Source organism: Frigidibacter oleivorans (assembly GCF_003993775.1).
Lineage (GTDB): Bacteria > Pseudomonadota > Alphaproteobacteria > Rhodobacterales > Rhodobacteraceae > Frigidibacter > Frigidibacter oleivorans.
The window spans coordinates 1-25,905 of record NZ_RJRZ01000016.1; the positions used below are offsets into that span (position 1 = coordinate 1).

Annotated in this window: 25 protein-coding genes and 1 pseudogene; 13 read left to right on the forward strand and 13 right to left on the reverse strand. The window is 70.1% G+C overall.

Going from position 1 to position 25,905, the window contains the following annotated elements:
• Positions 1-266: 266 nt before the first annotated feature.
• From EEY80_RS16105 to EEY80_RS16125, 5 genes and pseudogenes are all read right to left on the reverse strand, one after another.
• Positions 267-1,226 (reverse strand): TAXI family TRAP transporter solute-binding subunit, encoded by a 960-nt coding sequence (locus EEY80_RS16105; RefSeq protein ID WP_126978224.1) that lies wholly within the window; start codon positions 1,224-1,226, stop codon positions 267-269.
• Positions 1,227-1,332: 106 nt separating this feature from the next.
• Entirely contained in the window at positions 1,333-1,773 is a 441-nt protein-coding gene (locus EEY80_RS16110) for a DoxX family protein (RefSeq protein ID WP_126978226.1), read from the reverse strand.
• Entirely contained in the window at positions 1,761-2,531 is a 771-nt protein-coding gene (locus tag EEY80_RS16115; protein WP_164738280.1) for an HvfC/BufC N-terminal domain-containing protein, read from the reverse strand. The genes EEY80_RS16110 and EEY80_RS16115 overlap by 13 nt, the downstream gene beginning before the upstream one ends.
• Positions 2,515-3,387 (reverse strand): MNIO family bufferin maturase, encoded by an 873-nt coding sequence (gene bufB / locus EEY80_RS16120; RefSeq protein ID WP_126978230.1) that lies wholly within the window; start codon positions 3,385-3,387, stop codon positions 2,515-2,517. The genes EEY80_RS16115 and bufB overlap by 17 nt, the downstream gene beginning before the upstream one ends.
• A 63-nt stretch (positions 3,388-3,450) precedes the next feature.
• Positions 3,451-3,733 (reverse strand): annotated as a pseudogene (locus tag EEY80_RS16125) (BufA1 family periplasmic bufferin-type metallophore); the annotation flags it as partial.
• Between the two features lie 167 nt (positions 3,734-3,900).
• Between EEY80_RS16125 and EEY80_RS16130 the strand changes: the two are divergent.
• The gene (locus EEY80_RS16130; protein WP_126978234.1) at positions 3,901-4,443 is read left to right on the forward strand and encodes a sigma-70 family RNA polymerase sigma factor; all 543 of its coding nucleotides are present in this window, start codon (positions 3,901-3,903) and stop codon (positions 4,441-4,443) included.
• Positions 4,440-5,072 carry an NrsF family protein gene (locus EEY80_RS16135; protein WP_126978236.1) on the forward strand — a complete coding sequence of 211 codons (633 nt, stop codon included), beginning with the start codon at positions 4,440-4,442 and terminating at the stop codon, positions 5,070-5,072. Before EEY80_RS16130 ends, EEY80_RS16135 begins: the two co-directional genes overlap by 4 nt.
• An 11-nt stretch (positions 5,073-5,083) precedes the next feature.
• On the opposite strand, the gene EEY80_RS16140 is transcribed toward EEY80_RS16135, so the two are convergent.
• From EEY80_RS16140 to EEY80_RS16150, 3 genes are all read right to left on the reverse strand, one after another.
• Positions 5,084-5,263, reverse strand: a complete 180-nt coding sequence (locus EEY80_RS16140; RefSeq protein ID WP_126978238.1) for a hypothetical protein — start codon at positions 5,261-5,263, stop codon at positions 5,084-5,086.
• Between the two features lie 244 nt (positions 5,264-5,507).
• Positions 5,508-5,774: a hypothetical protein gene (locus EEY80_RS16145; RefSeq protein ID WP_126978240.1), complete on the reverse strand. Its 267-nt coding sequence runs from the start codon at positions 5,772-5,774 to the stop codon at positions 5,508-5,510.
• Between the two features lie 178 nt (positions 5,775-5,952).
• Positions 5,953-8,325, reverse strand: coding sequence for an NADP-dependent malic enzyme (locus EEY80_RS16150; protein WP_126978242.1), 2,373 nt, complete (start codon positions 8,323-8,325; stop codon positions 5,953-5,955).
• A 203-nt stretch (positions 8,326-8,528) separates the two neighbouring features.
• Between EEY80_RS16150 and EEY80_RS16155 the strand changes: the two genes are divergently transcribed.
• The 6 genes from EEY80_RS16155 (at position 8,529) to EEY80_RS16175 (ending at position 14,322) form a co-directional block, all read left to right on the forward strand.
• Positions 8,529-8,948 carry a cytidine deaminase gene (locus EEY80_RS16155; RefSeq protein ID WP_126978386.1) on the forward strand — a complete coding sequence of 140 codons (420 nt, stop codon included), beginning with the start codon at positions 8,529-8,531 and terminating at the stop codon, positions 8,946-8,948.
• Positions 8,949-8,961: 13 nt separating this feature from the next.
• Complete coding sequence (locus EEY80_RS16160) at positions 8,962-10,269, forward strand: thymidine phosphorylase (protein WP_126978244.1); 1,308 nt, start codon at positions 8,962-8,964, stop codon at positions 10,267-10,269.
• The gene (locus EEY80_RS20155) at positions 10,266-11,501 is read left to right on the forward strand and encodes a phosphopentomutase (protein WP_164738281.1); all 1,236 of its coding nucleotides are present in this window, start codon (positions 10,266-10,268) and stop codon (positions 11,499-11,501) included. Before EEY80_RS16160 ends, EEY80_RS20155 begins: the two co-directional genes overlap by 4 nt.
• A complete protein-coding gene (locus EEY80_RS16165; RefSeq protein WP_164738282.1) occupies positions 11,498-12,481 on the forward strand; it encodes an adenosine deaminase in 984 nt (327 codons plus the stop codon). The genes EEY80_RS20155 and EEY80_RS16165 overlap by 4 nt, the downstream gene beginning before the upstream one ends.
• Positions 12,474-13,106 (forward strand): uracil phosphoribosyltransferase, encoded by a 633-nt coding sequence (upp, locus tag EEY80_RS16170; RefSeq protein WP_126978248.1) that lies wholly within the window; start codon positions 12,474-12,476, stop codon positions 13,104-13,106. Before EEY80_RS16165 ends, upp begins: the two co-directional genes overlap by 8 nt.
• A gap of 142 nt (positions 13,107-13,248) precedes the next feature.
• A complete protein-coding gene (locus EEY80_RS16175; protein WP_164738283.1) occupies positions 13,249-14,322 on the forward strand; it encodes an SPOR domain-containing protein in 1,074 nt (357 codons plus the stop codon).
• 100 nt (positions 14,323-14,422) lie between these two features.
• On the opposite strand, the gene EEY80_RS16180 is transcribed toward EEY80_RS16175, so the two are convergent.
• The 3 genes from EEY80_RS16180 to EEY80_RS16190 form a co-directional block, all read right to left on the reverse strand.
• The gene (locus tag EEY80_RS16180; protein WP_126978252.1) at positions 14,423-15,460 is read right to left on the reverse strand and encodes a hypothetical protein; all 1,038 of its coding nucleotides are present in this window, start codon (positions 15,458-15,460) and stop codon (positions 14,423-14,425) included.
• A 103-nt stretch (positions 15,461-15,563) separates the two neighbouring features.
• Positions 15,564-16,391 (reverse strand): phosphatase PAP2 family protein, encoded by an 828-nt coding sequence (locus EEY80_RS16185; RefSeq protein ID WP_328590534.1) that lies wholly within the window; start codon positions 16,389-16,391, stop codon positions 15,564-15,566.
• 129 nt (positions 16,392-16,520) lie between these two features.
• Complete coding sequence (locus EEY80_RS16190) at positions 16,521-17,339, reverse strand: sulfotransferase family protein (RefSeq protein ID WP_126978254.1); 819 nt, start codon at positions 17,337-17,339, stop codon at positions 16,521-16,523.
• Between the two features lie 150 nt (positions 17,340-17,489).
• Here EEY80_RS16190 and EEY80_RS16195 point away from each other — a divergent pair, with 150 nt between their 5' ends.
• Both EEY80_RS16195 and EEY80_RS16200 read left to right on the forward strand, forming a co-directional pair.
• Complete coding sequence (locus EEY80_RS16195) at positions 17,490-19,067, forward strand: DUF5928 domain-containing protein (RefSeq protein ID WP_126978256.1); 1,578 nt, start codon at positions 17,490-17,492, stop codon at positions 19,065-19,067.
• 27 nt (positions 19,068-19,094) lie between these two features.
• Positions 19,095-19,475, forward strand: a complete 381-nt coding sequence (locus tag EEY80_RS16200; RefSeq protein ID WP_126978258.1) for an HIT domain-containing protein — start codon at positions 19,095-19,097, stop codon at positions 19,473-19,475.
• A 15-nt stretch (positions 19,476-19,490) separates the two neighbouring features.
• On the opposite strand, the gene EEY80_RS16205 is transcribed toward EEY80_RS16200, so the two are convergent.
• Positions 19,491-20,879, reverse strand: coding sequence for a glutamine synthetase family protein (locus EEY80_RS16205; protein WP_126978260.1), 1,389 nt, complete (start codon positions 20,877-20,879; stop codon positions 19,491-19,493).
• 10 nt (positions 20,880-20,889) lie between these two features.
• Positions 20,890-22,275, reverse strand: a complete 1,386-nt coding sequence (locus tag EEY80_RS16210; RefSeq protein ID WP_126978262.1) for an aspartate aminotransferase family protein — start codon at positions 22,273-22,275, stop codon at positions 20,890-20,892.
• 428 nt (positions 22,276-22,703) lie between these two features.
• Here EEY80_RS16210 and EEY80_RS16215 point away from each other — a divergent pair, with 428 nt between their 5' ends.
• From EEY80_RS16215 to EEY80_RS16225, 3 genes are all read left to right on the forward strand, one after another.
• A complete protein-coding gene (locus EEY80_RS16215) occupies positions 22,704-23,261 on the forward strand; it encodes a hypothetical protein (protein WP_126978264.1) in 558 nt (185 codons plus the stop codon).
• A 212-nt stretch (positions 23,262-23,473) separates the two neighbouring features.
• Positions 23,474-24,583, forward strand: a complete 1,110-nt coding sequence (gene nspC, locus EEY80_RS16220) for a carboxynorspermidine decarboxylase (RefSeq protein ID WP_126978266.1) — start codon at positions 23,474-23,476, stop codon at positions 24,581-24,583.
• A gap of 60 nt (positions 24,584-24,643) precedes the next feature.
• Positions 24,644-25,879 carry a saccharopine dehydrogenase family protein gene (locus tag EEY80_RS16225; RefSeq protein WP_126978268.1) on the forward strand — a complete coding sequence of 412 codons (1,236 nt, stop codon included), beginning with the start codon at positions 24,644-24,646 and terminating at the stop codon, positions 25,877-25,879.
• Positions 25,880-25,905 lie beyond the last annotated feature (26 nt).

Below are 25,905 nucleotides of genomic sequence, written 5' to 3' on the forward strand. Positions count from 1 at the left end.
GGGCGGCAGGCCCTCGGCCACCTCCTCGGCATGAAGGGCATCGTTCCGCGCCTCGCCGGGCGCGGTGGGGGACAGGGTCATGACGGGCTCCGCTCAGGAACGAATGGCAACGACAGGCGATCCGGGGCAGGGCGCCCGCCGGCGGGGGGCATGCCGGCGGGCAGCACGCGGGCAGGCAGCACGCGGGCAGGCAGCACGCGACCGGCACACGCGGGCAGGCAGCACGCGGGCGGGCGGGCAGACCGGCGCCGCCCGCCCGCGGCGGCTCAGTTCAGCACGCCCATTTCCCGGTAGTAGCGTTCCGCGCCCTGATGCAGCGGGATCGGCAGCCCCTCGGCCGCCGTCTCGATGCGGATATTGCCCGCCGCCGCATGCGAGGATTTCAGCCGGTCGAGGTTTTCGAACAGCAGCTTCGTCATCTGATAGGCGGTTTCCTCGCTGACGCCGTCATGGCTGACGAGGATGTTGCCCACCGTGGCCGTGGGCACATCGGCGTCCTGACCGTCATAGGTGCCTGCCGGGATCACCGCCGCCGCATAGGGCGCGCCGATCTTTTCCACCACCTCGGCCGGGATGCCGACCAGCGTGATGTCATGGGTGGCGGACAGGTCCTTGATGAAGGCCACGCCCAGCCCCGCCGATTGCAGCGTCGACTGCAGCTGCCGGTTCTTGATCAGCTCGCCCGACTCGGCGAAGGGCAGGTATTCGACTTTGGACAGGTCGTCATAGCTCATCCCCGCGGCCTCGAAGATCGCGCGGGCATTGAGTTCGGTGCCCGAGGCCGGTGCGCCCACCGACATGGTCTTGCCTTTCAGATCCTCCAGCGTCTCGATCCCGGCGCTGCCCTCGGCAACGATCTGGATGTAATTGGGATAGATCGCGGCGATGGCGCGCAGGTTTTCCAGCGGGCGGGGAAAGCCCGCCTCCTGATTGCCTTCCCAGGCGAACTTGACGCTGTCGCCGAGCGCGAAGGCGATCTCGCCCTTGCCCTGCGCCAGCAGGTTGAGGTTCTCGACCGAGGCCTTGGTCGCCTGCACCTGGGTGCGCGCGCCCTCGATCCCGTCGGCATAGATTTCCGACAGCCCGACGCCCATCGGATAGTAGACGCCCGAGGTGCCGCCGGTCAGCACGTTGATGAACTCCTGCGCGGCCGCGACCTGCGGCCCCGCCGCCAGCGACATGCCGAGAACGGCCGCGGGTACGGCCGTGCCGATCCGGTGAAACATGCGATTTCCTCCCTGTTGTCGTCTCCCGCGGACATCCGCCTGCCGGCTGTGCCCGATCCTCCTTCCTGCCATAGTGCATGGCCCATTCATCCAATCAAGACTCGGTTTACCGCAGGCGTTCCGCCCCGATCCTGCGGTCCAGCGACAGCCGCCCCGGCCCGCCGATCACCAGCGCGATCAGGCAGGCGGCCCACAGGCCATGGGTCTGCCACGCCTCGGGATAGACGAAAATCTGGATCACCGCGGTCATTGCCAGCAGGCCGAGCGCCGACAGCCGGGTGGCGAGGCCCAGGACCAGCAGAACCGGCAGCAGATGTTCGGCGAGGGTCGCCGCCACGGCGGCCCAGTCGGAGGGGATCAGCGGCAGCGCATATTCATGCTGGAACAGGAACCAGGTGGAATCCGCGATCCGCCAGCCGTCGACCTTGGTCCGGCCCGAGGCGAAGAAGACCGCGGCCGGGAACAGGCGCAGGGGCAGCGCGGCCGTGTCCCAGGGCAGGCGGGACAGCCTGGCATTGACGCGGGCCAGCAGGGTCACGGGTCGCATGGATCGCTCCTTGGGTCGGTGAGGGCGCCCCGGCGGGCGAGAAGCCCCAGCACCGGCGCGGGATCATGGGAAGGGTCGGCCGCCTCGGCCGCCGCGGCGGCGGCCAGCAGCGTGCCACCGGACAGAAGCGCCGCGACGAAGGCCGCGTCGCCGGCGTCGAGCCTGTCGACATGCACCCGGTCGGCGGGGTCGCGCAGCACCAGCGCGATTTCGGGCCGGGCGGGATCGACCGGTGCCGGGGCCGTCCCCGGCTGGTTGGCCCGCCAGATCGTCACCACCGCGTGACGCGAGCGCAGGAGCGCGGCCGAGGGGTGCAGCCCGATCCGCAGCGTCGCCGCGGCACCGGCGCCGGCCATTGCGGCGGGCGGCAGGGGCGGGCGATCCGCCGCGTGATGGGCGACGCCGCGCAGCCATTCCAGCCGCGCCACATCGGGCAGGTAGGGCAGCGCCGCGACCGGCGGGAAGCGTTCGAGGAACCCCGCGAAGCCCTCGCCCCAGCGGAACAGCAGCGGCGAGACGGGCGGATCGGCCTGCAGGTAGAGCGGCGCCATCGCCGCGAAGAATTCGGCGCCCACCAGCCGCTCCACCACCGGATAGCGGCGGGCCAGCGCCCGGCACAGGCTGTGGGCGACGTTGTTGCGGTAGACGGCGAAGCGGCGCGCCGCCTCGTCGGGGGCGGTGGCGGTGACGCCCCCCGGCAGCGTGCCGGTGGCAAGGCCGCGGCGGAAGGCGGCGGTCAGGTCAGCATGCGCGGGCAATGCGGGCCTCCCCCGTCCGGGCGGGCGCCGATGCGGCATCGCGCAGGATGCGGTCCGCCTGCGCGGCCTCGGCCAGCAGCACCGGAAACTCCGGCACGTCGTTGTCCCATTCGATCAGCGTCGGCAGCGGGCCGGTGCGGGCGATCGTCTCGGCATAGAGCGTCCAGACCGGATCGGCCACTGCCCGCCCGTGATCGTCGATCAGCAGCGGGCCGGAGGGCAGGTCCTCCGTCGCGTGGCCGCCGAGGTGGATCTCGCCCACCGCCTGCAGCGGGAAGGCGTCCAGATAGGCGCGGGCGTCGCTGCGGTGATTGGTGGCCGAGACGAAGACGTTGTTGACGTCGAGCAGCAGGCCGCATCCGGTGCGGCGCACCACTTCGGCGAGGAAATCGGTCTCCGACAGCGTGGACTGTTCGAACAGGATGTAGGTGGAGGGATTTTCCAGCAGCACACGCTGCCCGATGGCGGCCTGCAGCTCGTCGAGATGGTCGCAGACGATGTCCAGCGTCTCGGGCGTGTAGGGCAGGGGCAGCAGGTCGTTCAGGTATTCGCCGCCATGGCTGGACCAGGCCAGATGTTCGGAAAAGCTGTCGGGCCGGTAGCGGTCCACCAGCCGGCGCAGCCGGGCGAGGTGGTCGGGGTCGAGCCGCCCGGGCCCGCCGATGGACAGGCCCACGCCATGCAGCGACAGCGCATAGTCGCGGCGCAGCGCCGCCAGCTGGCGGTGCGGCTGGCCGCCGTCGCCCATGTAGTTTTCGGCATGGACCTCGAAGAAGCCGAGATCGGGGCGGTCTTCCTGGATCGGGGCGAAATGCTCGGACTTGAAGCCGAGGCCGCTGCGGGCGGGAAGGGTCATGGCGATGCTCCGGCGGAAGGTGCGGGCTGCGGAAGGGGCCGGGGCGCGCGGCGAGGCACCCCGGCCCGGCAGGTCACGACTTGATCGGTTCCAGCGAGCCGTGGCCGTTCGGCGTCATCATCGTGGTGCAGGTGCCGGCGGGGACCAGCTTCCAGGCGTTGCCCTGATAGTCCATGGTCGAGGTGCCGGCGCAGGTGGTGCCGGGGCCGGCCGCGCAGTCGTTCTGACCGGCCAGCGCGACGCCATAGCACTTCTCCATCCCGTCCTGCGATTGCGCTTCGGCAGCGGCGACGGACAGGGCCGTGGCGAGCGTGGCGGTCAGCGCGAGCGTCTTGTCGAACTTCATGGGTGTCTCCTCTCGTGAAGCCGAGGACCGGCGTGGTCCTCTGCCAGACAGTTCGGCGGCCGGGCCACCGGCGTTACAGCGTGGGAGCGGGGTTTCGCGCGGATAATTTTTGCGCTTCGGTGGCCCCAGCCTGTAACGTTCCGCCGCGCAGGCCGAAGGGACAGCCGATGAACGACCGCGAACGCGAATGGGCGGCGCTGCTGCGGGCGGCGAATGCAGGGGATGGGCGTGCCTATGCCCGGTTCCTCGCCGCGGTCACGCCGGTGCTGCGCGGAATCGTCCGCAGCCGCGCGCGCGGTCATTCACCCGATGCTCACGAGGACATAGTGCAGGACGTGCTGATCGCCATTCATACCAAGCGGCATACATGGGACCAGACGGCGCCCCTGCTGCCCTGGCTCTATGCGGTGACCCGCTACAAGGTGATCGACGCCTTCCGCCGGCAGCGGATCGCCGTGCATCTGCCGATCGAGGATTTCCAGGAAAGCCTCGCCGCCGACATGCAGGACGCGACCGCGGCCCGCGACAGCGCCGCGCTGCTCGCCCGGCTGGACCCGCGCTCGGCCGGCATCGTGCGCGCCATCGGGCTGGACGGCGACAGCGCGGCCGAGGTCGGGCAGCGGCTGGCGATGAGCGAAGGCGCCGTCCGGGTGGCGATGCACCGCGCCATGGCGCGGCTCGGCCGCATCGCGAGGGGAGAGAAGGGATGAGGACCGAGGATCTGCTCGTCCGCATCGCGGCCGACCCGCCGCAACCGCCGCTGCGCCCCGGCCGGATGCTGGCGCAGACGGCGGCGGCGATGGCCGGCTGCTGCCTGCTGTTCCTTGCGGTGATGGGCACGCGCGACGGGCTGGGCACCGCGCTGTCGCAGCCGCTGGTTGCGGTCAAGTCGCTGTTGCCGCTGCTGGTGTGCCTGGCCTGCCTGCCCGCGGCGCTGCATGGCGCCCGGCCGGAGGCGCGCCCCGCCCGGCCTTGGGTGCCGCTCGCCCTTGCCGGGGCGGCGGGGGCGCTGTGGCTTGCGAGCTATGCGCTGCGCCCGCCCGGGGCGCGGTTCGCCGATGTCTCGGTGCCCGCGGTGGCGGAATGTCTGGGCTTCATCCTCGCCCTCGCGGCGCTGCCGCTGTCGCTGGCGATCGCGCTGCTCCGGCGCGGGGCGCCGACGCGGCCCCGCGCCGCGGGCGCCTTGGCGGGGCTGGCCGTCGCGGCCGGGGTCGCGGCGGGCTATTCGCTTTACTGTACGCAGGACAACCCGCTGTTCTACCTGACCTGGTACGGTGCGGCGATCGGGTTGGCCGCGGCCGTCGGCGCGCTGGCCGGCGACCGCTGGCTGCGGTGGTAGCCGGGGGCGCCTCAGGCGACCGCGACCAGAACCATCGTTCCGGCGGCCAGCGGCAGCAACACGATGATCGCGCGCCAGAAATAGGTGCGGTTGTAGAAGGGCGTCGGCGCATAGCAGTCGCCGCAGCGGGCCGCCCCGTAGCGCAGCTTGTAGCCGCATTTGCAGGTGAAAATCCGTCGAACCTCGGCCATGTCGTCCCTCAACAGCGCAGGCTTGCCTGTGCCCCCGGCGCCGTTATGCGCCGAAACTGCGACGGGAACAGGGGCGTCGCGCGCCGCGTCTTCTATTTGAACCGGTTCCGGCTGCCGCCGCGGCAACTTTGACGTTCCGTGAACGTAGGACCCGTTCGCTGCCGCAGTTCTGTGCAGACGACCCGCGCCGCGGCGGGTGTCGACGGGCCTGTGCGGGGCGGGGCGAGTCGGGTGCCGGTGCGCCTCAGCCGAAGATCAGCCAGGCGATGAAACCCAGCTGCAACGCGGCCGAGATGTAGAGAACCGGGCCGCCGATCCGCAGCCCGCATCCCAGATCGCGCAGGAATTCGGCCGGCGAGGGGCGGTCCAGCCGCCACAGATCCTCTTGCGGGGCGATGGGCGGCAGGCGGTCGCGCGCGGCGGGACCGGCGGGACCCCGCGGCGTGTCCGCCGGCACCGGGCGCGAGGGCCGCGGGCCCGAAAACAGCATGGGCGGGGGTCTTTGGGTCATCGGTGCTTCCTGGCGCTGGAAGCATCTCATGGGTGCCGACTGTGGCGGGAATCCGGCGGTTTGAGGGTATCGCCGCGATGATCTGCGGGGTCGGTTGAGCGCTCCTTGGATGTATTCCCGCAGGGGTTGCGCGGGGCCAACGGGGCCGCGCCGGGGGCCCCGCCAGACGGTCTTGCCGTCAGCCGTAATGGGCGACGGGCGTCCCGGCCAGCGCCGACATGTTCAGCAGCCCGCGGGCGGTGATCGAGGGGGTGACGACATGCGCGCGGTTGCCCATGCCCATCAGGATCGGCCCGACCTCCAGCCCGCCCGACTTCATCTTCAGGATGTTGCGCACGGCCGAGGCCGCGTCCGTATTGCCGAAGATCAGCACATTGGCCGGCCCGTCGAACCGGCCGCCGGGGAAGATGCGGTCGCGCAGACCCTGATCCAGCGCGGCATCGACATGCATCTCGCCCTCGTAGCAGAAATCCGCCTCGCGCGCGTCGAGGATTTCCAGCGCCGCCCGCATCCGCCGCCCCGAGGAGGTGTCGAGATTGCCGAACTGCGAATGCGCGCACATGGCGATCTTCGGCACCAGACCGAAGCGGCGCACATGCCGCGCCGCGCCGATGGCGGTGTCGGCCAGCTCCTCGGGCGTCGGTTCGTGATGCACCTGCGTATCGGCGACGAACAGCGGCCCGTCTTCCAGGATCATCAGGCTCAGCGCGCCGACCGGGCGCAACCCGTCGCGGGCGAGGATCTCGCGCACATATTTCAGGTGCCACAGATACTGGCCGAAGGTGCCGCAGATCAGGCTGTCGGCCTCGTCCCGGTGCACCATCACCGCGCCGATGGCGGTGGTATTGGTGCGCATTACCGCGCGGGCGATGTCCGGCGTCACGCCCTGCCGCGCCATCAGCCCGTGATAGGTTTCCCAATAGTCGCGATAGCGGCGGTCGCTTTCGGGGTTCACGATCTCGAAGTCGCGGTCGGGCCGGATCGGCAGGCCGGCGCGTTCGGCCCGCATCGCCACGACATCGGGGCGGCCGATCAGGATCGGCTTGTCGGTCGTCTCTTCCAGCATGGCGTTCGCGGCGCGCAGCACGCGCTCGTCCTCGCCCTCGGCGAAGACGATGCGGCGCGTGGTCGAGGCGGCCGCCTCGAAGACCGGGCGCATCAGCATCGCCGAGCGGAAGACCGAGTTGTCCAGCCGGCGCTTGTAGTCGGCCAGATCGTCGATGGGGCGGGTGGCGACGCCGGTTTCCATCGCGGCGCGGGCCACGGCCTTGGCCACCACGCCCATCAGCCGGGGGTCGAACGGCTTCGGGATCAGATAGTCGGTGCCGAAGGTCAGGGTCTCGCCCCGGTAGGCGGCCGCCGCCTCGGCGCTGGTGGTGGTGCGGGCAAGGGCGGCGATGCCCTCGATGCAGGCGATCTTCATCGCGTCGTTGATCGTGGTCGCGCCCACGTCCAGCGCGCCCCGGAAGATGAAGGGGAAGCACAGCACGTTGTTGACCTGGTTCGGATAGTCCGAGCGGCCGGTGGCGATGATCGCCTCGGGCGCCACGGCGCGCACGTGATCGGGCAGGATTTCCGGCGTGGGGTTGGCGAGCGCGAAGACGATCGGCCGCGCCGCCATCCGCGCTACCATCTCGGGCGTCAGCACACCCGGGCCGGACAGGCCCAGAAACAGGTCCGCGCCCTCGATCACCTCGGCCAGCGTGGCGGGGCTGTCGCCCTGCGCATAGGCGGCCTTCTGCGGCGTCATCTCGGCCTCGCGGCCCCGGTGGACCAGCCCGGCGAGGTCGCACAGCCAGACATTCTCGCGCCGCACGCCCAGCTTCAGCAGCATGTTCAGGCAGGCGATGCCCGCCGCCCCGCCGCCGGTGGACACCACCTTGATGTCCTCGAACCGCTTGCCGGCAAGGTGCAGCGCGTTGGTCGCCGCCGCGCCGACCACGATGGCGGTGCCGTGCTGGTCGTCGTGGAAGACCGGGATGTTCATCCGCTGGCGGCAGATTTCCTCGACCACGAAACAGTCGGGGGCCTTGATGTCTTCCAGGTTGATCGCGCCGAAGGAAGGTTCCAGCGCGCAGACGATCTCGGCCAGTTTCACCGGGTCGGTTTCGGCCAGTTCGATGTCGAAACAGTCGATATTGGCGAATTTCTTGAAGAGGACGGCCTTGCCCTCCATCACCGGCTTCGCGGCCAGCGGTCCGATATTGCCGAGGCCCAGCACGGCGGTGCCGTTCGACACCACCGCGACGAGGTTCCCGCGCGAGGTATAGCGCGCGGCGGCGGCGGGATCGGCCTTGATGTCGAGGCAGGCCTCGGCCACGCCGGGACTGTAGGCAAGGCTCAGGTCGCGGCCGTTGGCCAGCGGCTTGGTCGCGCGGATCTCCAGCTTTCCGGGCTTGGGAAACTCGTGATAGCGCAGCGCGTCGTGGCGGGCGGTGTCATGGCGCGCGGCATCCTGCTGGTCCGCATCCAGCGCGGCGGCCTCGTCATGCCGCGGCCGCTGGCGGCCCTCGTCTTCCCGGTGGGTCCGGCCGTCGCGTCCGTCTTCCATGCTCGCCTCCTCTCGCGCGGGCGCCGATTGTTTAGCGTTCAACTACCGGCTCTTTCAGATACGCTCGCCACGCCTGCGGCGCAAGCGCGCAGCCGGGGCGGCCGCCCGGTCCGGGCGGCGGATGGCTTGCATCGCGCGGTCAGGCGGCGCAGACTCCGGCCATCCATGCCCCGGAGGCCGCGCCCGTGACCCAAGCCCCCCCGATGCCGCCGGATGCCGCGCAACTGTTGTCCGCGGCGACCGAGGTGCGCGAGAACGCCTATGTGCCCTATTCGCATTTCAAGGTGGGCGCGGCGCTGCGCGGGGCCTCGGGCACCGTCTATCGCGGCTGCAATGTCGAGAATGTCGCCTATCCCGAGGGCACCTGCGCCGAGGCCGGCGCCATCGCGGCGATGGTGGCGGCGGGCGAGACGGAGCTGGTCGCGGTCTGCGTCATCGCCGACAGCCCCGATCCGGTGCCCCCCTGCGGCGGCTGCCGGCAGAAGCTGGCGGAATTCGGCCGGGCCGAGGTGCCGGTGACGCTGGCCACCACGGCGGGCCGCCGGCTGCACACCACCATCGGCGAGCTGTTGCCGGGATCCTTCTCGGTCGCCCATATGGCCCACGCCGCGCGGTCCGAGTGATGGCGGCAGGGTGATGGCGGCGCGCGAGGTGCTGGCACGGCTGCGCGACGGGTTTGGGCTTTCGCCCGAGGATGCGGACTGGTTCGCGCGCGGTCTGGCCACGGGCGAGGTCAGCGACGCCCAGGCGGGGGCCTTCGCCATGGCGGTGCGGCTGCGCGGGCTGGATCCCGACGGGCGCGTCGCGCTGACCCGCGCCATGCGCGACAGCGGGCAGGTGCTGGACTGGGACATGCCCGGCCCGGTGATCGACAAGCATTCGACCGGCGGCGTGGGCGACAGCGTGTCGCTGCTGCTGGCCCCGGCGCTGGCGGCCTGCGGCGCCTATGTCCCGATGATCTCGGGCCGGGGCTTGGGCCATACCGGCGGCACGCTCGACAAGCTGGAGGCGATCCCCGGCTATCGCACCGCGGTGGGGGTGGAGGAGTTGCAGCGCCTCGTGCGCGACTTCCGCTGCGTGATCGTGGGCGCTGGGCCCGAGATCGCGCCCGCCGACCGGCGGCTTTATGCGGTGCGCGACGTGACCGGCACGGTGGAAAGCCTCGACCTGATCACCGCCTCGATCCTGTCGAAGAAGCTCGCGGCGGGGCTCGAGGCGCTGGTGCTGGACGTCAAGGTGGGCTCCGGCGCCTTCATGAAGACGATGGACCGGGCGCAGGCGCTGGCACAGGCGCTGGTCGAGACGGCGCAGGGCGCGGGCTGCATGACCACCGCGCTGATCACCGACATGAGCCAGCCCCTGGGCACCTGCGCCGGCAATGCGCTGGAGGTGATCGAGGTGATGGAGACGCTGACCGGCAGCGCCGTCAACCAGGCGTTGTGGGATCTGACCGCCGCGCTGGGCGGCGAGGCGCTGGCGCTGGCGGGGCTGGCCGAGGATGCCGAGGAGGGCGCGCTGCGCATCGACGACGCGCTGGAAAGCGGCCGCGCCGCCGCCACCTTCGGCGAGATGGTGGCGGCGCTGGGCGGGCCGATGGATTTCGTCGAACGCTTCCCCGACCGTCTGCCCTCGGCCCCGGTGATGCGCGAGGTGACGGCGGAGGGCGAGGGCTATGTCGCCGCCGTGGACGGCGAGGCACTGGGCCTTGCCGTAGTCCGGCTGGGCGGCGGGCGGTTGCGGGAAAGCGACCGGGTCAACCCCTCGGTCGGGCTGTCGCAGCTGTCGATGATCGGCGAGCGGGTGACGCCGGGCCTGCCGCTGGCCGTCGTCCATGCCGCGACCGACGCGGATGCCGAGCGGGCGGCGGGCGCGGTGCGCGCCGCCTACCGGCTGGCCGAGGCTGCGCCGGACGAGCCGGACCTGATCCATGCGAGGGTGGGATGACCGGCGGGGCGGGGGCCGGGCCGCGGCGGGCCTTCCTGATCGTGATGGATTCGGTGGGCGCGGGCGGCGCGCCCGATGCGGACCGCTTCTTCAACGACAGCCGGCCCGATACCGGCGCCAACACGCTCGCCCATATCGCCGCGGCCTGCGCCGAGGGCCGCGCCGAGGAGGGCCGCAGCGGCCCGCTGCGCCTGCCGGTGCTGGACGGCCTGGGCCTGACGGCGGCGGTGCGGCTGGCCTCGGGCGCGGAGATGCCCGGCCTGGGCGCGGTGCCGGCCGGGTTGTGGGGCGCGGCCACGGAACGGTCGCCGGGCAAGGACACGCCCTCGGGTCATTGGGAACTGGCCGGGGTGCCGGTGCCCTGGGACTGGACGGTGTTTCCCAAGGCCGATCCCGCCTTCCCGCCCGATCTGCTGGCCGAGGTGGCGCGGCTGGCGGGGGTGGCCGGCACGCTGGGCAACTGCCACGCCTCGGGGACCGAGATCATCGCCCGGCTGGGGGAGGATCATCTGCGGACCGGCTGGCCGATCTGCTATACCTCGGCCGACAGCGTGTTCCAGATCGCGGCGCATGAACAGGTCTTCGGGCTGGACCGGCTGCTGTCGCTTTGCGCGGGGATTGCGCCCCGGCTGCATGCGATGCGGGTGGGACGGGTGATCGCCCGGCCCTTCACCGGCACGCCCGGCCGTTTCGCCCGTACCGCCAACCGGCACGACTATGCGATCGCCCCGCCGGGGCCGACGATCCTCGACCGCGCCGCCGGGGCGGGGCGGCAGACGCGGGGCATCGGCAAGATCGGCGACATCTTCTCGGGCCGGGGTCTGGAGGCGGTGCTGAAGGGGGCGGATGACGCGGCGCTGGCGGACCATCTGCTGGACCTGGCCGACACCGCCGCCCCGGGCTCGCTGACTGTCGCCAATTTCGTGGAGTTCGACAGCCTTTACGGCCATCGCCGCGATGTGGCGGGCTATGCGCGGGCGCTGGAATGGTTCGACGGGGTGGCGGGGCGGTTCCTCGCGCGGCTGCGGGCGGGCGATCTGGCGATCTTCACCGCCGACCATGGCAACGACCCGACCTGGACCGGCACCGACCATACCCGCGAACGGGTGCCGGTGCTGGGCTGGGGCCGTGGCACCCGACCAGTGGGGCAGGTGGGATTTGTCGATGTGGCGGCCAGCCTCGCCGATCATCTGGGGCTGCCGGCCGAGGGGCCGGGAAGGAGTTTTCTGTGACGGATCTGCAGAAGGTCGAACTGCATCTGCATCTGGAAGGCGCGGCGCCGCCCGCCTTCGTGCGCGGGCTGGCGGCCGAGAAGAAGATGGACATTTCCGGCATCTTCGACGCAAGGGGCGGCTATGCCTTCCGCGATTTCCGCCAGTTTCTCGATGTCTACGAGGCTGCGACCGGCACCCTGCAATCGCCCGAGGACTATCGCCGCCTGACGCTGGCCGTGCTGGAACAGAGCGCGGAGAGCGGGGTGATCTATACCGAATGCTTCCTGTCGCCCGATTTCTGCGGCGGCGGCGATCTGGCGGCATGGCGCGACCATCTGCTGGCGATGCGCGAGGCGGCGGACGAGGTCGCGCGCGCCGGCGGCCCGGCGATGCGCGGCATCGTCACCGCGATCCGGCATTTCGGCCCGGACCGGGCGCGCGCCGCCGCCATCTGCGCGGCCGAGACGGCGGGCGATTTCGTCACCGGCTTCGGCCTGGCCGGGGACGAACGGCGCGGGCGGGCGCAGGATTTCGCCTGGGCCTTCGACTGCGCGCGTGAGGCGGGGCTGCGGCTGACCGCCCATGCCGGCGAATGGGGCGGGCCGGACAGCATCCGCGACGCGCTGACGCTGGGGGTGGAACGGATCGGCCACGGCGTGCGGGCGATCGAGGATCTGGCGCTGGTCGACGATCTCGCCGAACGCGGCACCGTGCTGGAGGTCTGTCCGGGGTCGAACATCGCGCTCGGCCTCTATCCCGGCTGGCGGCAGCACCCGATCCACCGCCTGCGCGAACGGGGGGTGAAGGTGACGGTGTCCACGGACGACCCGCCCTTTTTCCACACCACGATGGCGCGGGAATACGACCGGCTGGCCGAGGCCTTCGACTGGGACGAGGGCGTGTTCCGCGACCTGGCCCGAACCGCGGCCGCGGCGGCCTTTTGCGACGCGGACACCCGCGCCAGGATCATCACCCAACTGGAGGGACAGGATGCTTGACCATCTGACCGTCGTCACGCACCCGCTGGTGCAGCACAAGCTGTCGATCATGCGGGACAAGGAGACCTCGACCGCCGGTTTCCGCCGCCTGCTACGCGAGATCAGCCTGCTTCTGGCCTATGAGGTCACGCGCGAGCTGGACATGACCACGGCCGAGATCGAGACGCCGCTGACGAAGATGCAGGCGCCGATCCTCGACGGCAAGAAGCTGGCGCTGATCTCGATCCTGCGGGCGGGCAACGGGCTGCTGGACGGGATCCTGGAACTGATCCCAGCGGCGCGGGTGGGGTTCGTCGGGCTCTACCGCGACCCCGAGACGCTGCAGCCGGTGCAATACTATTGCAAGGTGCCCGAGCTTCTGGACCAGCGCATGGTGATCGTCGTCGATCCGATGCTGGCCACCGGCAATTCCTCGGTCGCGGCCATCGACCTGCTGAAGGCGAAGGGCGCGGCGAACCTGCGCTTCCTGTGCCTGCTGGCCGCGCCGGAAGGCATCGCCCGGATGAAGGCGGCGCATCCGGACGTGCCCATCGTCACAGCGGCTGTGGATGAGCGGTTGAACGACCATGGATATATTGTTCCGGGCCTAGGGGATGCGGGCGACCGAATGTTCGGCACCAAATAAAGGCGTAGCCCCCTTTACAGCGAATCGGTTCTGCGGCATCCTCTGAGGGCTTACACCCGGGGGGGTCAAGAGCATGAATGTTGTAAAACTGCTGTCCGCTGCCGGTATGGCGGTGGTCTTCTCCGCTGTATCCGCATGGTCCGTGACATTTGACGAGATCAGCGGGCCGGCGGAATATCCGCCGCCGGGTTTCGGCGGGTCGCAATATGTGGACAGCGCCGGCTGCGTCTTCATGCGTGCGGGCTATGCCGGGCAGGTGACCTGGGTGCCGCGTGTCACCCGGGACCGTCAGGTGATCTGCGGCCAGACGCCGACCTTCGGCCGGGGCGGCGCAGGACTGCCGGTGGTGGCCGATGCCGCCGCACCGGCCCCCGCGCCCCGGGCGGAACGCGTGGGCCCGCCGATGCAGACCATCGCCGGCACCACCGCCCCGCCCAGGGTGCGCGTCGCCGCCCCCGCCGCCCCGTCGACCGTGGACCCCCGCAGCTATACCCCGGCGCCGGTGGTCGTGGCACGGCCCGCCGCGCAGGCGAAGCCCGTGGCATCCCCGGCGCGGGAGGTGCGCGGCACGGTGCTGCAGAAGGGCTGGCCCGCCGGTCAGACCGCCTGCCCGAACCGCGATCTGGTGGCGCAGCGCTTCATGCTGTCGGACGGGCGCCACGCGATCCGCTGCGTCCCGCAAAGCGAATATCCGAAGACCTATGTCAATGCGGCGACGGCCGCGGCGCTGCCGCAGGGCGTGGCGCCCGCGCCGGTGACGATCCCGCCGGGCTACAAGCCCGCCTGGGAGGATGACCGGCTGAACCCGATGCGCGGCGTGGGCACCGCCACGGGCGAGGCGCAGATGCGTCAGGTCTGGACCGATCAGGTGCCGATGCGGGCGGCGCAGCCGGTGCGGGTGGTGCGCTATGTCCCCGCCGCCCCGGCCCCGGCACAACGGGTGACGGTCTCGTCCCGCAACGCGCCGGCGGCGAAGGCCGTGACGGCGAGGACATCGGCGGCGGCGGGCGGGCGTTATGTCCAGGTGGGCGCCTTCGGCGTCGCCGCCAATGCCGAGGCCGCGGGTGCCCGGCTGCGGGCGGCCGGGCTGCCGGTGGCGGTCAGCCGGTCGAAGGGGATGCAGGTGGTGCTGGCCGGGCCGGTCGCGGCCGAGGCGCTGCCGCAGGTGCTGGCGACCGCGCGGCGCGCGGGATTTGGAGATGCCTTCGTGCGCTGAGCGCGAAGGGGAGGCTTAACCGGGGGAAACGTCGGGCAGTGCGAGCCCCGGCTTCCGCAAGGAAGCCGGGGATTTCGTTTGTTGCGCCGTCCCCTGTGCCTCAGCCCTGGCAGATGCCCTGCAGCGCCACCCAGTCGGCATCGGTCAGGACCGGCCCCTGCGGCCCGGCCCCGGCAGGGTAGGGATCGGCCTCGATCAGCGGCAGCACCGTCTCGCCGCTGGGGTCGATCGACCAGGCATAGGGGCTGGAACTGACCCCGGCCGCGGCAAAGCGCGTCAGCAGCGTGTCGGGGTCGGGGGGCGGGCTGGCGTCGGGCCCGGCGCGGTGCAGCATCTCTTCGGCCTGTCCAGCGATGGCCGAGGGCGCCAGCTCGCCCGTCGTCAGCAGCCGGAAGGTGGCGCCGATGCCGGCCCGGTGCAGCAGGTCGCGCATCGGATCCTGCAGCTCGGCCCGCAGCCGGGCGGCAAGTGCATGGCCCGCCAGAACCTCGGGCGACTCCTCCGCCTCGATCAGGGCGCGGTTCGCCACGACGAACCGGCCCGGCAGCGGAACCGCGCCGGGGATCGCTTCGCGCATCACGACGATCCGGCCGCCATCCGGCCCGAACAGCCGCAGCGACAGGCGGGCCAGCGCGGCATCGCCCAGCCGGGTGGAGCAGGGGGGGCCGCCGACGCGGGCCAGATCGTCGAGCAGGATCTGCCCCACCGCCTGCCGGGTGGCGAAGGGCAGGGCCGCGGCGGTGTGATCAACCATTGCGCCCGGCAGCCAGAGCAGCCCGAGCGCCGCGACGCCGAGCGCCACCGCCCCCGTCAGCGCCAGCCGCAGCCGCCCGGGATGCGGGCGCCGCGCCTCGATCAGGTGGCGCACCTTGTCCAGCGCCTCGACCATCGCCGGTTCGTCCAGTTCCAGCGTCTCGTCGCTGTCTGGGCCGGGGGCGTAGAGGGCGGGCATGTCGCCGGGGTTCAGCCGCTCGACCGCCGGCAGCGACCAGTGGGTCAGCGCCCGTTCGCTGCGGCTGTCCGAGATGACGACGGTGGCATCGCCCAGCGACACGATCACGTCCCGGCGCTGCCCGGCGGCAGACCCGCGCCAGAGGCCGGGGCATTCGAGCCGCTGATATTCCGATAGTGCCGTCATCGGCGAAGTGGCGCCCGAACCTGTCTGCGATCCTGCCCGTGACCCCGCCGGCGATGCGGCAGGGGGGCTGGCGGAGCATAGCGGCGCGAATCCGGGGCGGCAATCACGCGCGACCGGCCCGTTCGGGTGCCGAGGGCGGCGCCGGTTCCGGGGGCGTCACCGGCAGCACCGGGGGGCGCGGGTCGATCCATTCGGCCAGCGCCACGCAGGCCAGCGCCCAGGCGGCCCCCGCGGCCCAGCCCCCCAGCACGTCGGTCGGCCAGTGGACGCCCAGATAGACGCGGCTGATGCCCACGGCTACGGCCATCAGAACGGCCAGCGCCACCAGATAGACGGCGACCCACCGCCGCGGTTCGGTCCGGACTGCCATCGCCGCCAGCGTCAGCCAGATTACCGCCGCCATCATCGAATGGCCCGAGGGGAAACTGGCGCTTGTCACCAGCGTGCCATGCGGCACCAGATCGGGGCGGGGCCGGTCGAAGAAGCCCTTGGCCAGCCAGGAAAACGCCTGTCCGCCCGCCACGGCCAGCAGCAGCGGCCCCACCGTGCGCCGCCGGCCCTGCAGCCACAGCAGGCCCGACACCGCCAGCACCGCGAAGCCCAGCACCGTCAGGCCGCCAAGCGCGGTGATGTCGCGCATCACCGTTTCCAGCCAGGGCGGACCCAGCGGATCGTTGCGGTCGGCGGGGTTGCGCAGGGCCAGCAGCAACGCCTCGTCGAAGGCGTGGGTATCGCCCTCGATCATGTCCTCGGCCAGTTCGAAGAAGGCCCAGAGGGCGGTGGCGATGAAGGCCCCCGCCGCCAGCCGCGACGGCGGGATCCGCCGCATCCGCGCCCCCAGCCGAAGATGAAGGCGGCGCGGGGCGGGCGGGGTCGCCGGCTCGGGCGCGGGACGGTGGTCGGGGCGGGGGTCGGGGCGGGGGCTGGGCATGGCGGTCTCCGTCATCGTGCCCGACAAGGCGCGGGACGCGGTGCAGGTTCCCGCCCGGCCCCCGCCGGCGCTGCGTCGGATTGCCGCCTCGCGCCCGCGGCACGGGGCCGGGCACGGGGCCGGGCACGCTCAATCCCCAAGCTTGGCATGCACCTCGTCGAGATCGACCTCCCCCAGCGGGAACTTGTTGTCGGGGTTGTCGAAGTCATAGCGGAACAGCTGGAAGTCCTTCTTGTAGATTTCCCAGATCAGGTGCCGCGACAGGTCGTCGAAATAGTCGCTGACCTTGTGCGCGCGCTTCGGCCCGTGGCCTTCGGATTCGTTGAAGCGCGGGATCGCGGCCAGATCGACCGGCACCTTCGGCTCGATCAGGTTCAGGACCTGCTGCATCCCCTCGTTGAATGTCTCGGTAAAGAAGATGCGGTCATAGCGGCCGCCATTGACGATGAAGGTCGAGATATGGCCGGACATCGCCGACCAGTGGATGTCGGGTTCCATCGGGCGGCGCCAGCGGATCGTATCGCGCGCGAACAGCAGGAAGCGGCGGAAGCTGGCGATCTGGTCGAAGTCGAAGCCGTTGTCCGGGCTGCCGACGTCGATGCCGTATTTCTGCGCAAGCTGCGGCACGAGGTTGCCGCGATAGCGTTTGCCGTTGCGCTGGATGCCCGCGATCTTGTCGAAGAAGGACGACAGGATGCGCGCGTAGGGATTGCGGACGCAGGTGAAGGCCGGGGCGGTGTGGCCCTTCACCGCCGCCTCGATCTTGGGCTGGCTGGCCTCCATCGACCATTTGTGCAGGCCCGCCTGCGCGTCGTGGATATCGCCGTCGAAAAAGCGGCCGTGATCGGACCAGAACATGATCTGTCCGATGGTCGAGCAGGCGCATTTCGGCACCACCCGGTAGACGAGCGTCTCGCTCTCGGTCATCCAGGTGCCCGGGAACCCCATGATGCTACCCTCTTTCATCGCGGTCAGGCGCGCGCGATCGCAGCTTGCACCCGGTGGACAATTGCGCATTAAAAAGCAAAGAAACGCTTGCCTTACAATGTCCGATCGACGCGGCCGGCCGGCCGGGTGCGGACCAGCCCGGGATCGCCGATGGCCCGCATCGCCTTCATCCTGCTGTGCCACAAGGATCCCGAGGGCATCGTCCGGCAGGCCGAGCGGCTGACCGCGACGGGCGACTACATGGCGATCCATTTCGACGGCCGCGCCCGGGCCGCCGATTACGCGCTGATCCGCGACCGGCTGGCGGGCAACCCGAACGTGGTCTTCGCCAGGCGCCGGGTGAAATGCGGCTGGGGCGAGTGGAGCCTCGTCGAGGCCTCGCTGCTGGCGACGGAGGCGGCGGAGGCGGCCTTCCCGCGCGCCACCCATTTCTACATGCTGTCTGGCGACTGCATGCCGATCAAGACCGCGGAGTTCGCGCATCGGATCCTCGATGCCGAAGAGGTGGACTATATCGAGAGCTTCGACTTCCTCAGTTCCGACTGGATCAAGACCGGGATGAAGGAGGACCGGCTGATCTATCGCCACTGGTTCAACGAACGCACGCAGAAGCGGCGGTTCTACTGGTCCTACGAATTCCAGCGCCGCTGGGGGCTCCGGCGCGAGGTTCCGTCCGACATCCAGGTGATGATCGGCAGCCAGTGGTGGTGCCTGCGCCGCCGCACGGTGGAATGGGTGCTGGAGTTCTGCCGCAAGCGGCGCGACGTGGTGCGCTTCTTCCGCACCACATGGATCCCGGACGAGACCTTCTTCCAGACGCTGGTGCGGCATCTGGTGCCCGATGCGGAGATCCGCACCCGCACCCAGACCTTCCTGATGTTTTCCGACTACGGGATGCCCGTCACCTTCTACAACGACCAGTATGACCTGCTGCTGAGCCAGGACTACCTGTTCGCGCGCAAGATCTCGCCCGATGCGCTGGAACTGAAGCGGCGGCTGGGGGATCTGTGGGCCAGCGAGGGGGTGGCGTTCCGCATCTCGAACGAGGGGCGCCGGCTTTACGGTTTCCTGACCGGGCGGGGCCGGATCGGCCGCCGCTTCGCCCCCCGGTTCTGGGAAACCGAGGCGAGCCTGGGGCGCGAGCGGGAGCTGCTGCTGGTGGTCTGCAAGAAATGGCATGTCGCCAAGCGGCTGGTGGAGCGGATGCGCAGGGTCACCGGCCTGCCCGCCATCGACTACATGTTCCACGAGGAATCGACGCCGCTGCCCGATCTGGGCGGTATCCAGACCACGCTGGAAAAGCGCACCCGCCACCGCCGCGCGCTGCTGCGGATGCTGTATGACTGGCACGGGACCAACCGGCTGATCGTCTGCCTCGATCCCTCGGGCATCGACCTGATGCAGGACTTCTATGCCGACCGCTGCGTGACCCGGATGCTGGAGATCGACTGCACCTTCGACGACGACTATCTGATCGGCCATGCGCGGCGGATCGGGCTGGCGGGCGAGGGCACGCCGCAGGACGTGATCGACCGGCTGCTGCCGACGATCCGCTATGACGTGCGCTTCGAAAGCGACCGCATCCGCGATGCGGGCTTCGCCAACCTGAGCTATATCCGCCAGGGCCGCCCGGTGGAGGAGAATGCCGAGGCGATCGCCGCCTTCCTGACGCTGCCGCCCGATCCGGCGCGCGAGATCGCGGCAACGCCCTACCTGTTCGACGACTGACCCTTCGGGACCGCCAGAGGAACGCCCATGACCTATGACTATGACGACACGAACATCTTCGCCCGCATCCTGCGCGGCGAGATCCCGAACAAGACCGTGCTGGAAACGGATCACACGCTCGCCTTCGAGGATATCCGCCCGCAGGCGCCGGTGCATGTGCTGGTGATCCCGAAGGGCCGCTATGTCAGCTACGACCACTTCGCCCGCGAGGCGGGGGCCGAGGAGATCGTCGATTTCGTCCGCACGGTGGGCGAGGTCTGCCGCATCACCGGGGTCGCGCTGGATGGGGGGCAGGGCTGCCGCACCATTTCCAACGCCGGCGCGCATGGCGTGCAGGAAGTACCGCACATGCATGTGCATGTGCTGGGCGGGCGGGTGCTGGGCCGGATGCTGGAGCCCGCGGACTGAGCGGCGGCGGCGCCCTCAGACCGTGTTCAGGTAGAGGTCGTAATCCACATCCGCGATGGTCCGCGCGACCCGGGCATGTTCCGCCGCCTTGATCGCGCAGAAGGTGCGGTGCATGTCCGGCCCGAGCGCGTCCTTCAGGAAGGCGGAGCCCTGCGCCGCCCGGATCGCCTCGCGCCAGTCGCCGGGGATCGGCAGGTCGTCGGTGCCGGCATAGCCGTTGCCGGTGGTTTCCGGCCCCGGGTCGATCCGTTCCGCCATCCCCTTGCGCAGCCCCGCCAGCACCGTGGCGCCCACCAGATAGGGATTGGCGTCCACCCCGGCCGGGCGGTGTTCGATCCGCCGCGCCGCCACCTCGCCTGCCGGGATACGCAGCGCGACCGAGCGGTTGTTGACCCCCCAGCTGGGCGAGACGGGGGCATAGCTCTGGCTGGCAAAGCGGCGCCAGCTGTTGGCATGGGGGGCGAAGACCAGCATCGCCTCGCCCATCGTCTGCCGCAGCCCGCCGATCGCGTGCAGCAGCCGCGGCTCCCACGCGCCGGGACGATCCTCGGCGAAGACGTTGCGCCCCGCGCCGTCGCGCAGCGAGACGTGGAAATGCATCCCCGACCCGGCATAGCGTTCGACGGGCTTGGCCATGAAGCAGGCCACCACCCCGTGCCGCCGCGCCTGCATCCGCACGATCCGCTTCAGCCGCACGAGGTCGTCGGCGGCCTGCATCACGTCGGTGCGATAGTGCAGCGTCAGTTCGTACTGGCCGGGCGCATATTCCGAAATCACGGTTTCCGCCCGGATCCCCATCGCCTCGGCCCCGCGATAGATGTCGGAAAACAGCGGCTCCATCCCGTGCAGGTGATCGACGGAATAGACCTCGGTCCAGGGCGAGCGGCGGCCGTCCAGCACGGCGGCGGCGGGCTGCGCATAGCCCTGCGCGTCCAGCTGCGGGTCGAGCAGGAAGAATTCCAGCTCGAACGCGCCGGCCGGGTGCAGCCCCTCGCCCGCCATCGCCGCCACCTGCCGCTGCAGCGCGTGACGCGGGTCCGAGGTCATCTCGGCCCCGTCGAGGTGATACATGCTCATCAGCAGTTCGGCCCGGGCGGGCGCCGTGCCATGCAGCGCCTTCAGCGTGCCGGGGACCGGCCAGGCGCGCAGGTCGCCGTCGCCCTCGTCCCAGATGAGGCCCGTCTCGTGCACATCCTCGCCGCAGATGTCGAGCCCGAGGATCGAGATCGGCAGGTGCCGCCCGTTGCGGTAGAGCCCTTCCAGTTCATGCCGGCGGATGATCTTGCCGCGGCCGATGCCGTTGGCATCGGTCAGCACGATGTCGATGGCCTCCACCTCGGGATGGGCGGCGAGGAAGGCGCGGGCTTCGTCGGGCGAGGATCCGCTGGGGCTGTGATCGGTCATGGCGGGTCTTTCAGGCAAACAGCTCGGCGCAGATCCCGTCGAAGGCGGCGATCAGGCGGTCGATCTGCTTGCGCTTGGTGACGGGGCTGACGAGCATCATGTTGTGGAAGGGCGCGATCAGGCAGCCGCGGTTCAGCAGCGCGGCATGGATCGCGGCCTCCAGCGCGGGGTGATGGGCGGCCTCGGCCTCGGTGCCGTTGGTCAGGGGCACGGGGTGGCAGATGAATTCCACCCGCGCGCCGACCCGCACCACATGCCAGGGCGCGCCGTGCCGGTCGATGGCCTTGGTCAGGCCGCGCGCCAGCCGCGCGGCGCCCGCCTCCATCCGGGCATAGGCCTTTTCGGTCATCACCTCGTCCAGCGTCGCGCGCAGGCAGGCGAACTGCATCGGGTTGGCCGACAGCGTGGTGCCCATGCCGGAATGGCCGGCGGGGCGCGCCGCGTCATAGGCGCGGAACCGGTCCGCGACCTCGGCCGTCATCCCCCAGACCGCCGCGGGCATGCCGCCGGCCACCGCCTTGCCCGCGACGAAGATGTCGGGCTGCAGCCCATGGCTGCGGGTATAGCCGCCCAGGCCCGAGGACAGGGTATGCGTCTCGTCGATGATCAGCAGGGCGCCGTGCTTGCGCGTGATCTCGCGCAGCGCCTTGTGGAAGCCGGGCGCGGGCAGGACCATGCAGGAATTTGTCATCACCGGCTCGGTCAGCACCGCCGCCACCTCGCCCGTGGCCAGCGCCCGGTCCAGCGCCACGGTGTCGTTGAACTCGATCGCCACCGCGGTCGCCGACAGGTCCGCCGCCTGCCCGACCAGACCCGGCCGCGCCACGGTGAGGCCGGCCTCCAGCCGCACCATCGTGTCGTCCACCGTCCCGTGATAGCAGCCGCTGAACACCAGAACCTTCGGCCGCCCGGTCACGGCGCGGGCCACCCGCAGGGCGAAGCGGTTGGCATCGGTCGCGGTGGTGGCAATCTGCCATTCCATCAGCCCGAACCGCTTTTGCAGCAAGGCGCCCGCCTTCAGCGCGTCCTCGGTGGGCAGCATGAAGGTCAGCCCGCGGCGCGACTGGCGCCGGATCGCCTTGGCCACGGGGGCGGGCGAATGACCGAACATGCTGCCGGTATCGCCGAGGCAGAAATCGTCAAGGACGTGTCCGTCGATATCCTCGATCACGGCGCCCGCGGCCTTGTCCACCAGCAGCGGAAAGGGCTGCGGCCAGTCGCGCATCCAGTGCATCGGCACGCCGTTCAGGAAGGGACGCGCACCCTTCTTCAGCGCGGCGCGCGTCTTCGGGCGTGCGGCGGCAAAGGCCGCAGCCTCGCGCGCGCGCAGGGCCTCGATCCGGGCGGTGGCGACGCCGCCGGCAAGGTCGGTGACCGGAACGCGTTTCTTGGGCATGCGATGCTGTCCTGGCTGCAACCTGCCCGCTCTATCCCGGCGCAAATCGGTCCGTCAACTCGCCCCTCGGGAATCGCCGGCGCAGCCATTCGCGGCGGCGCGGCAAAAGAGGCTGCAAATGCGGCGGGAATTCGGCGGCGCGGTCCGGTTCCGGTCGGGAAATGCGCGAGGATGGGTGCCCATGTCCTCGGCCGCGAGACGGCCATAACACAACCGGAAGGCTGGCAAGATTGGGGCCTGAGATACGCAAGTATCGGCGGGCGCCGCCGCGCCTCTTTGGTCCCTCGAGTTTCGACAAGTCGCGCAAGATGTCGAATTCCCGCCCCTATGACGGTCCCTCCGGGTCACGTTGATGCCCTCATTGGCCGCTAGGTCTTGCATGTCGGTGGGGGCACCGGCCGCTCTGACGGCACAATCGGGTGGACAACATGGTGACACAGATTTTCGGGCGCGGGCCTCTGGTCCGCGCAGGGGTCCTGCCGTGCCTTGTGCAGGTGCTGACGACCCTGGCCCTGATCGCGGGGCTGGCACTGGCCGGACCGGCCGAGGCGCAATCCACGCGCCGGTCGAATTATGCGATGGCGCCGCTGGTGGTGCGCGACGATCCGGGCGGACGCGTCGATCACCGCGCCGCCGAGATCGCGAAGCTGCGCAAGTCGGGCCAGCCGGTGGAACTGCGCGGCGAATGCTTCAGCGCCTGCACGATGTATCTGGCGCTGCCCAATGCCTGCACGGCGCGCAACACGATGTTCGGCTTTCACGGGCCCAGCTACTATGGCGCGCCGCTGCCGAAATTCGACTTCGAATACTGGTCGAAGATCATCGCCTCGCATTATCCGCCGAAGCTGGCGCAGTGGTACATGACCAAGGCGCGGTACAAGACCAACCGCATGGTGCGGCTGAGCGGGGCGGAACTGATCAAGTTCGGCATCGCGGAATGCGGGGCGGCCCCGCGGCCGGCCCGGCAGACCGGAACGGGAGCCTGACAGCGGGTCGGTGACCTGCACCGGCCAGGGGCCGGAACGACACGGGGATGGAGGCGCAGAAGGCCGCGGCAGAAGCCGCGGCCTGCGTGCTTTCGGGACCTGGCGTCCGCGCGGGCGCGGTGCCGGAAATTCTTGAAACCGTCACAGCCCGCCCGTATATCGTCCGTTCCCTTGCGCGCCCGCCCTGTCGCGCATCCCGTTGAGGAGCCGCCATGACCGACGCCGCGATCCCCACCCCCTATTACCTGATCGACGCGGCGGCGCTGCGGGCGAACATGGAGAAGGTGAAGCGGCTGTGCGACCTGTCCGGCGCCAAGGCGCTGCTGGCGCTGAAATGCTTCGCCACATGGTCCGCCTTCGACCACATGCGCGGTTCCATGGCCGGCACCACCTCGTCCTCGCTCTACGAATTGCGGCTGGGGCGCGAGAAGTTCGGCAAGGAGACGCATGCCTATTCCGTCGCCTGGTCCGAGGACGAGATCGACGAGGCGGTGTCGCTGGCCGACAAGATCATCTTCAACACCATCGGCCAGCTGGAACGGTTCGAGTCGCGGGCGCAGTCGATCCAGCGCGGGCTGCGGCTGAACCCCGGCATCTCGACCAGCGGCTTCGACCTTGCCGACCCCGCCCGGCCGTTCAGCCGGCTGGGCGAATGGGACAGCGAGAAGATCGCGGCGGTCATCGACCGGATTTCCGGCTTCATGATCCACTACAACTGCGAGAACGAGGATTTCGACCTCTTCGACCGGCAGCTGACCGATATCGAGAACCGCTTTGGCAACCTCCTGTCCCAGGTGGAATGGGTCAGCCTCGGCGGCGGCATCCATTTCACCGGCGAGGGCTATCCGCTGGAACGGCTGGCGGCGCGGCTCGCGGCCTTCGCGGATCGCTTCGGGGTGCAGGTCTATCTGGAACCCGGCGAGGCCTCGATCACCCGCACCACCACGCTGGAGCTGACGGTGCTCGACATCCTCGACAACGGCAAGCAACTGGCCATCGTCGACAGCTCGATCGAGGCGCATATGCTCGACCTGCTGATCTACCGCCTGCCGGCGAAGATCGCGCCGGACACGGGCGCGCATCGCTACATGGTCTGCGGCAAGTCCTGCCTGGCCGGCGACATCTTCGGCGAATTCGCCTTCCCGGAACCGCTGAAGGTGGGTGACCGCATCTCGGTCCAGGACGCGGCTGGCTACACGATGGTCAAGAAGAACTGGTTCAACGGCGTCGCCATGCCGTCGATCTGCATCCGCGAAACCGACGGAACCATCCGCAGCGTGCGGACCTTCGGCTACGCCGATTACGAAAGCAGCCTCTCCTGAGGCACGCCCGCCTTCCCCGGAAGGCCCTTTTCCCAATCGGACAAAAGGAGACGGTCTGAATTGAAACGGAACGTGCTGATCATCGGCGCCGGTGGCGTCGCGCAGGTGGTGGCGCATAAATGCGCCCAGAACAACGATGTGCTCGGCGATCTTCACATCGCCTCGCGCACGCTGGCCAAGTGCGAGGCCATCATCGCGTCGGTGAACGACAAGGGCGCGATGAAGGTGCCCGGCACGTTCGCGGCCCATGCGGTCGACGCGACCGACAGTGCGGCGGTGGCGGCGCTGATCCGGCAGACCGGGGCGCAGATCGTGATCAACGTCGGGTCCGCCTTCGTCAACATGTATGTGCTGCAGGCCTGCATCGACACCGGCGTGGCCTATATGGACACCGCGATCCACGAGGATCCGGCCAAGGTCTGCGAAACGCCGCCCTGGTACGGCAACTACGAATGGAAGCGGCGCGAGGCCTGCGCGGCGGCGGGCGTGACCGCGATCCTCGGCATCGGCTTCGATCCCGGGGTGGTCAATGCCTATGCGCGGCTGGCGGCCGAGGAGTATCTGGACAGCGTCGAGTCCATCGACATCGTCGACATCAATGCCGGGTCGCACGGGCGCTGGTTCGCCACGAATTTCGACCCCGAGATCAACTTCCGCGAATTCACCGGCACCGTTTACTCGTGGCAGGATGGCGGCTGGCAGGAAAACCGCATGTTCGAGGTGGGCCGCGAATGGGACCTGCCCGTCGTGGGCAGGCAGAAAGCCTACCTGACCGGCCATGACGAGGTGCATTCGCTGTCGGCGAACTACCCGCAGGCGGATGTGCGGTTCTGGATGGGCTTCGGCGATCACTACATCAACGTCTTCACGGTGCTGAAGAATCTCGGCCTGCTGTCGGAAAAGCCGGTGACGACCGCCGAGGGGCAGGAGGTGATCCCGCTGAAGGTGGTGAAGGCGGTGCTGCCGGACCCGGCCTCGCTCGCCCCCGACTATACCGGCAAGACCTGCATCGGCGATGTGGTGAAGGGCACGAAGGACGGCCGGCCGCGCGAGGTCTTCATCTACAACGTCGCCGACCACAAGGACGCCTATGAGGAGGTCGGCGCGCAGGGCATCAGCTATACCGCCGGCGTTCCCCCCGTCGCCGCCGCGATCATGGTGGCGAAGGGCGACTGGGACGTGGGCCGGATGGTCAATGTCGAGGAACTGCCGCCGATGGACTTCCTGCGCGAGATGCACCGGCTCGGCCTGTCCACCCGGCTGAAAGAGGGCGAGACGGACATCGCCCTGACCTGAGGCGCGAAAGGGGCCGTCCCGCCGGG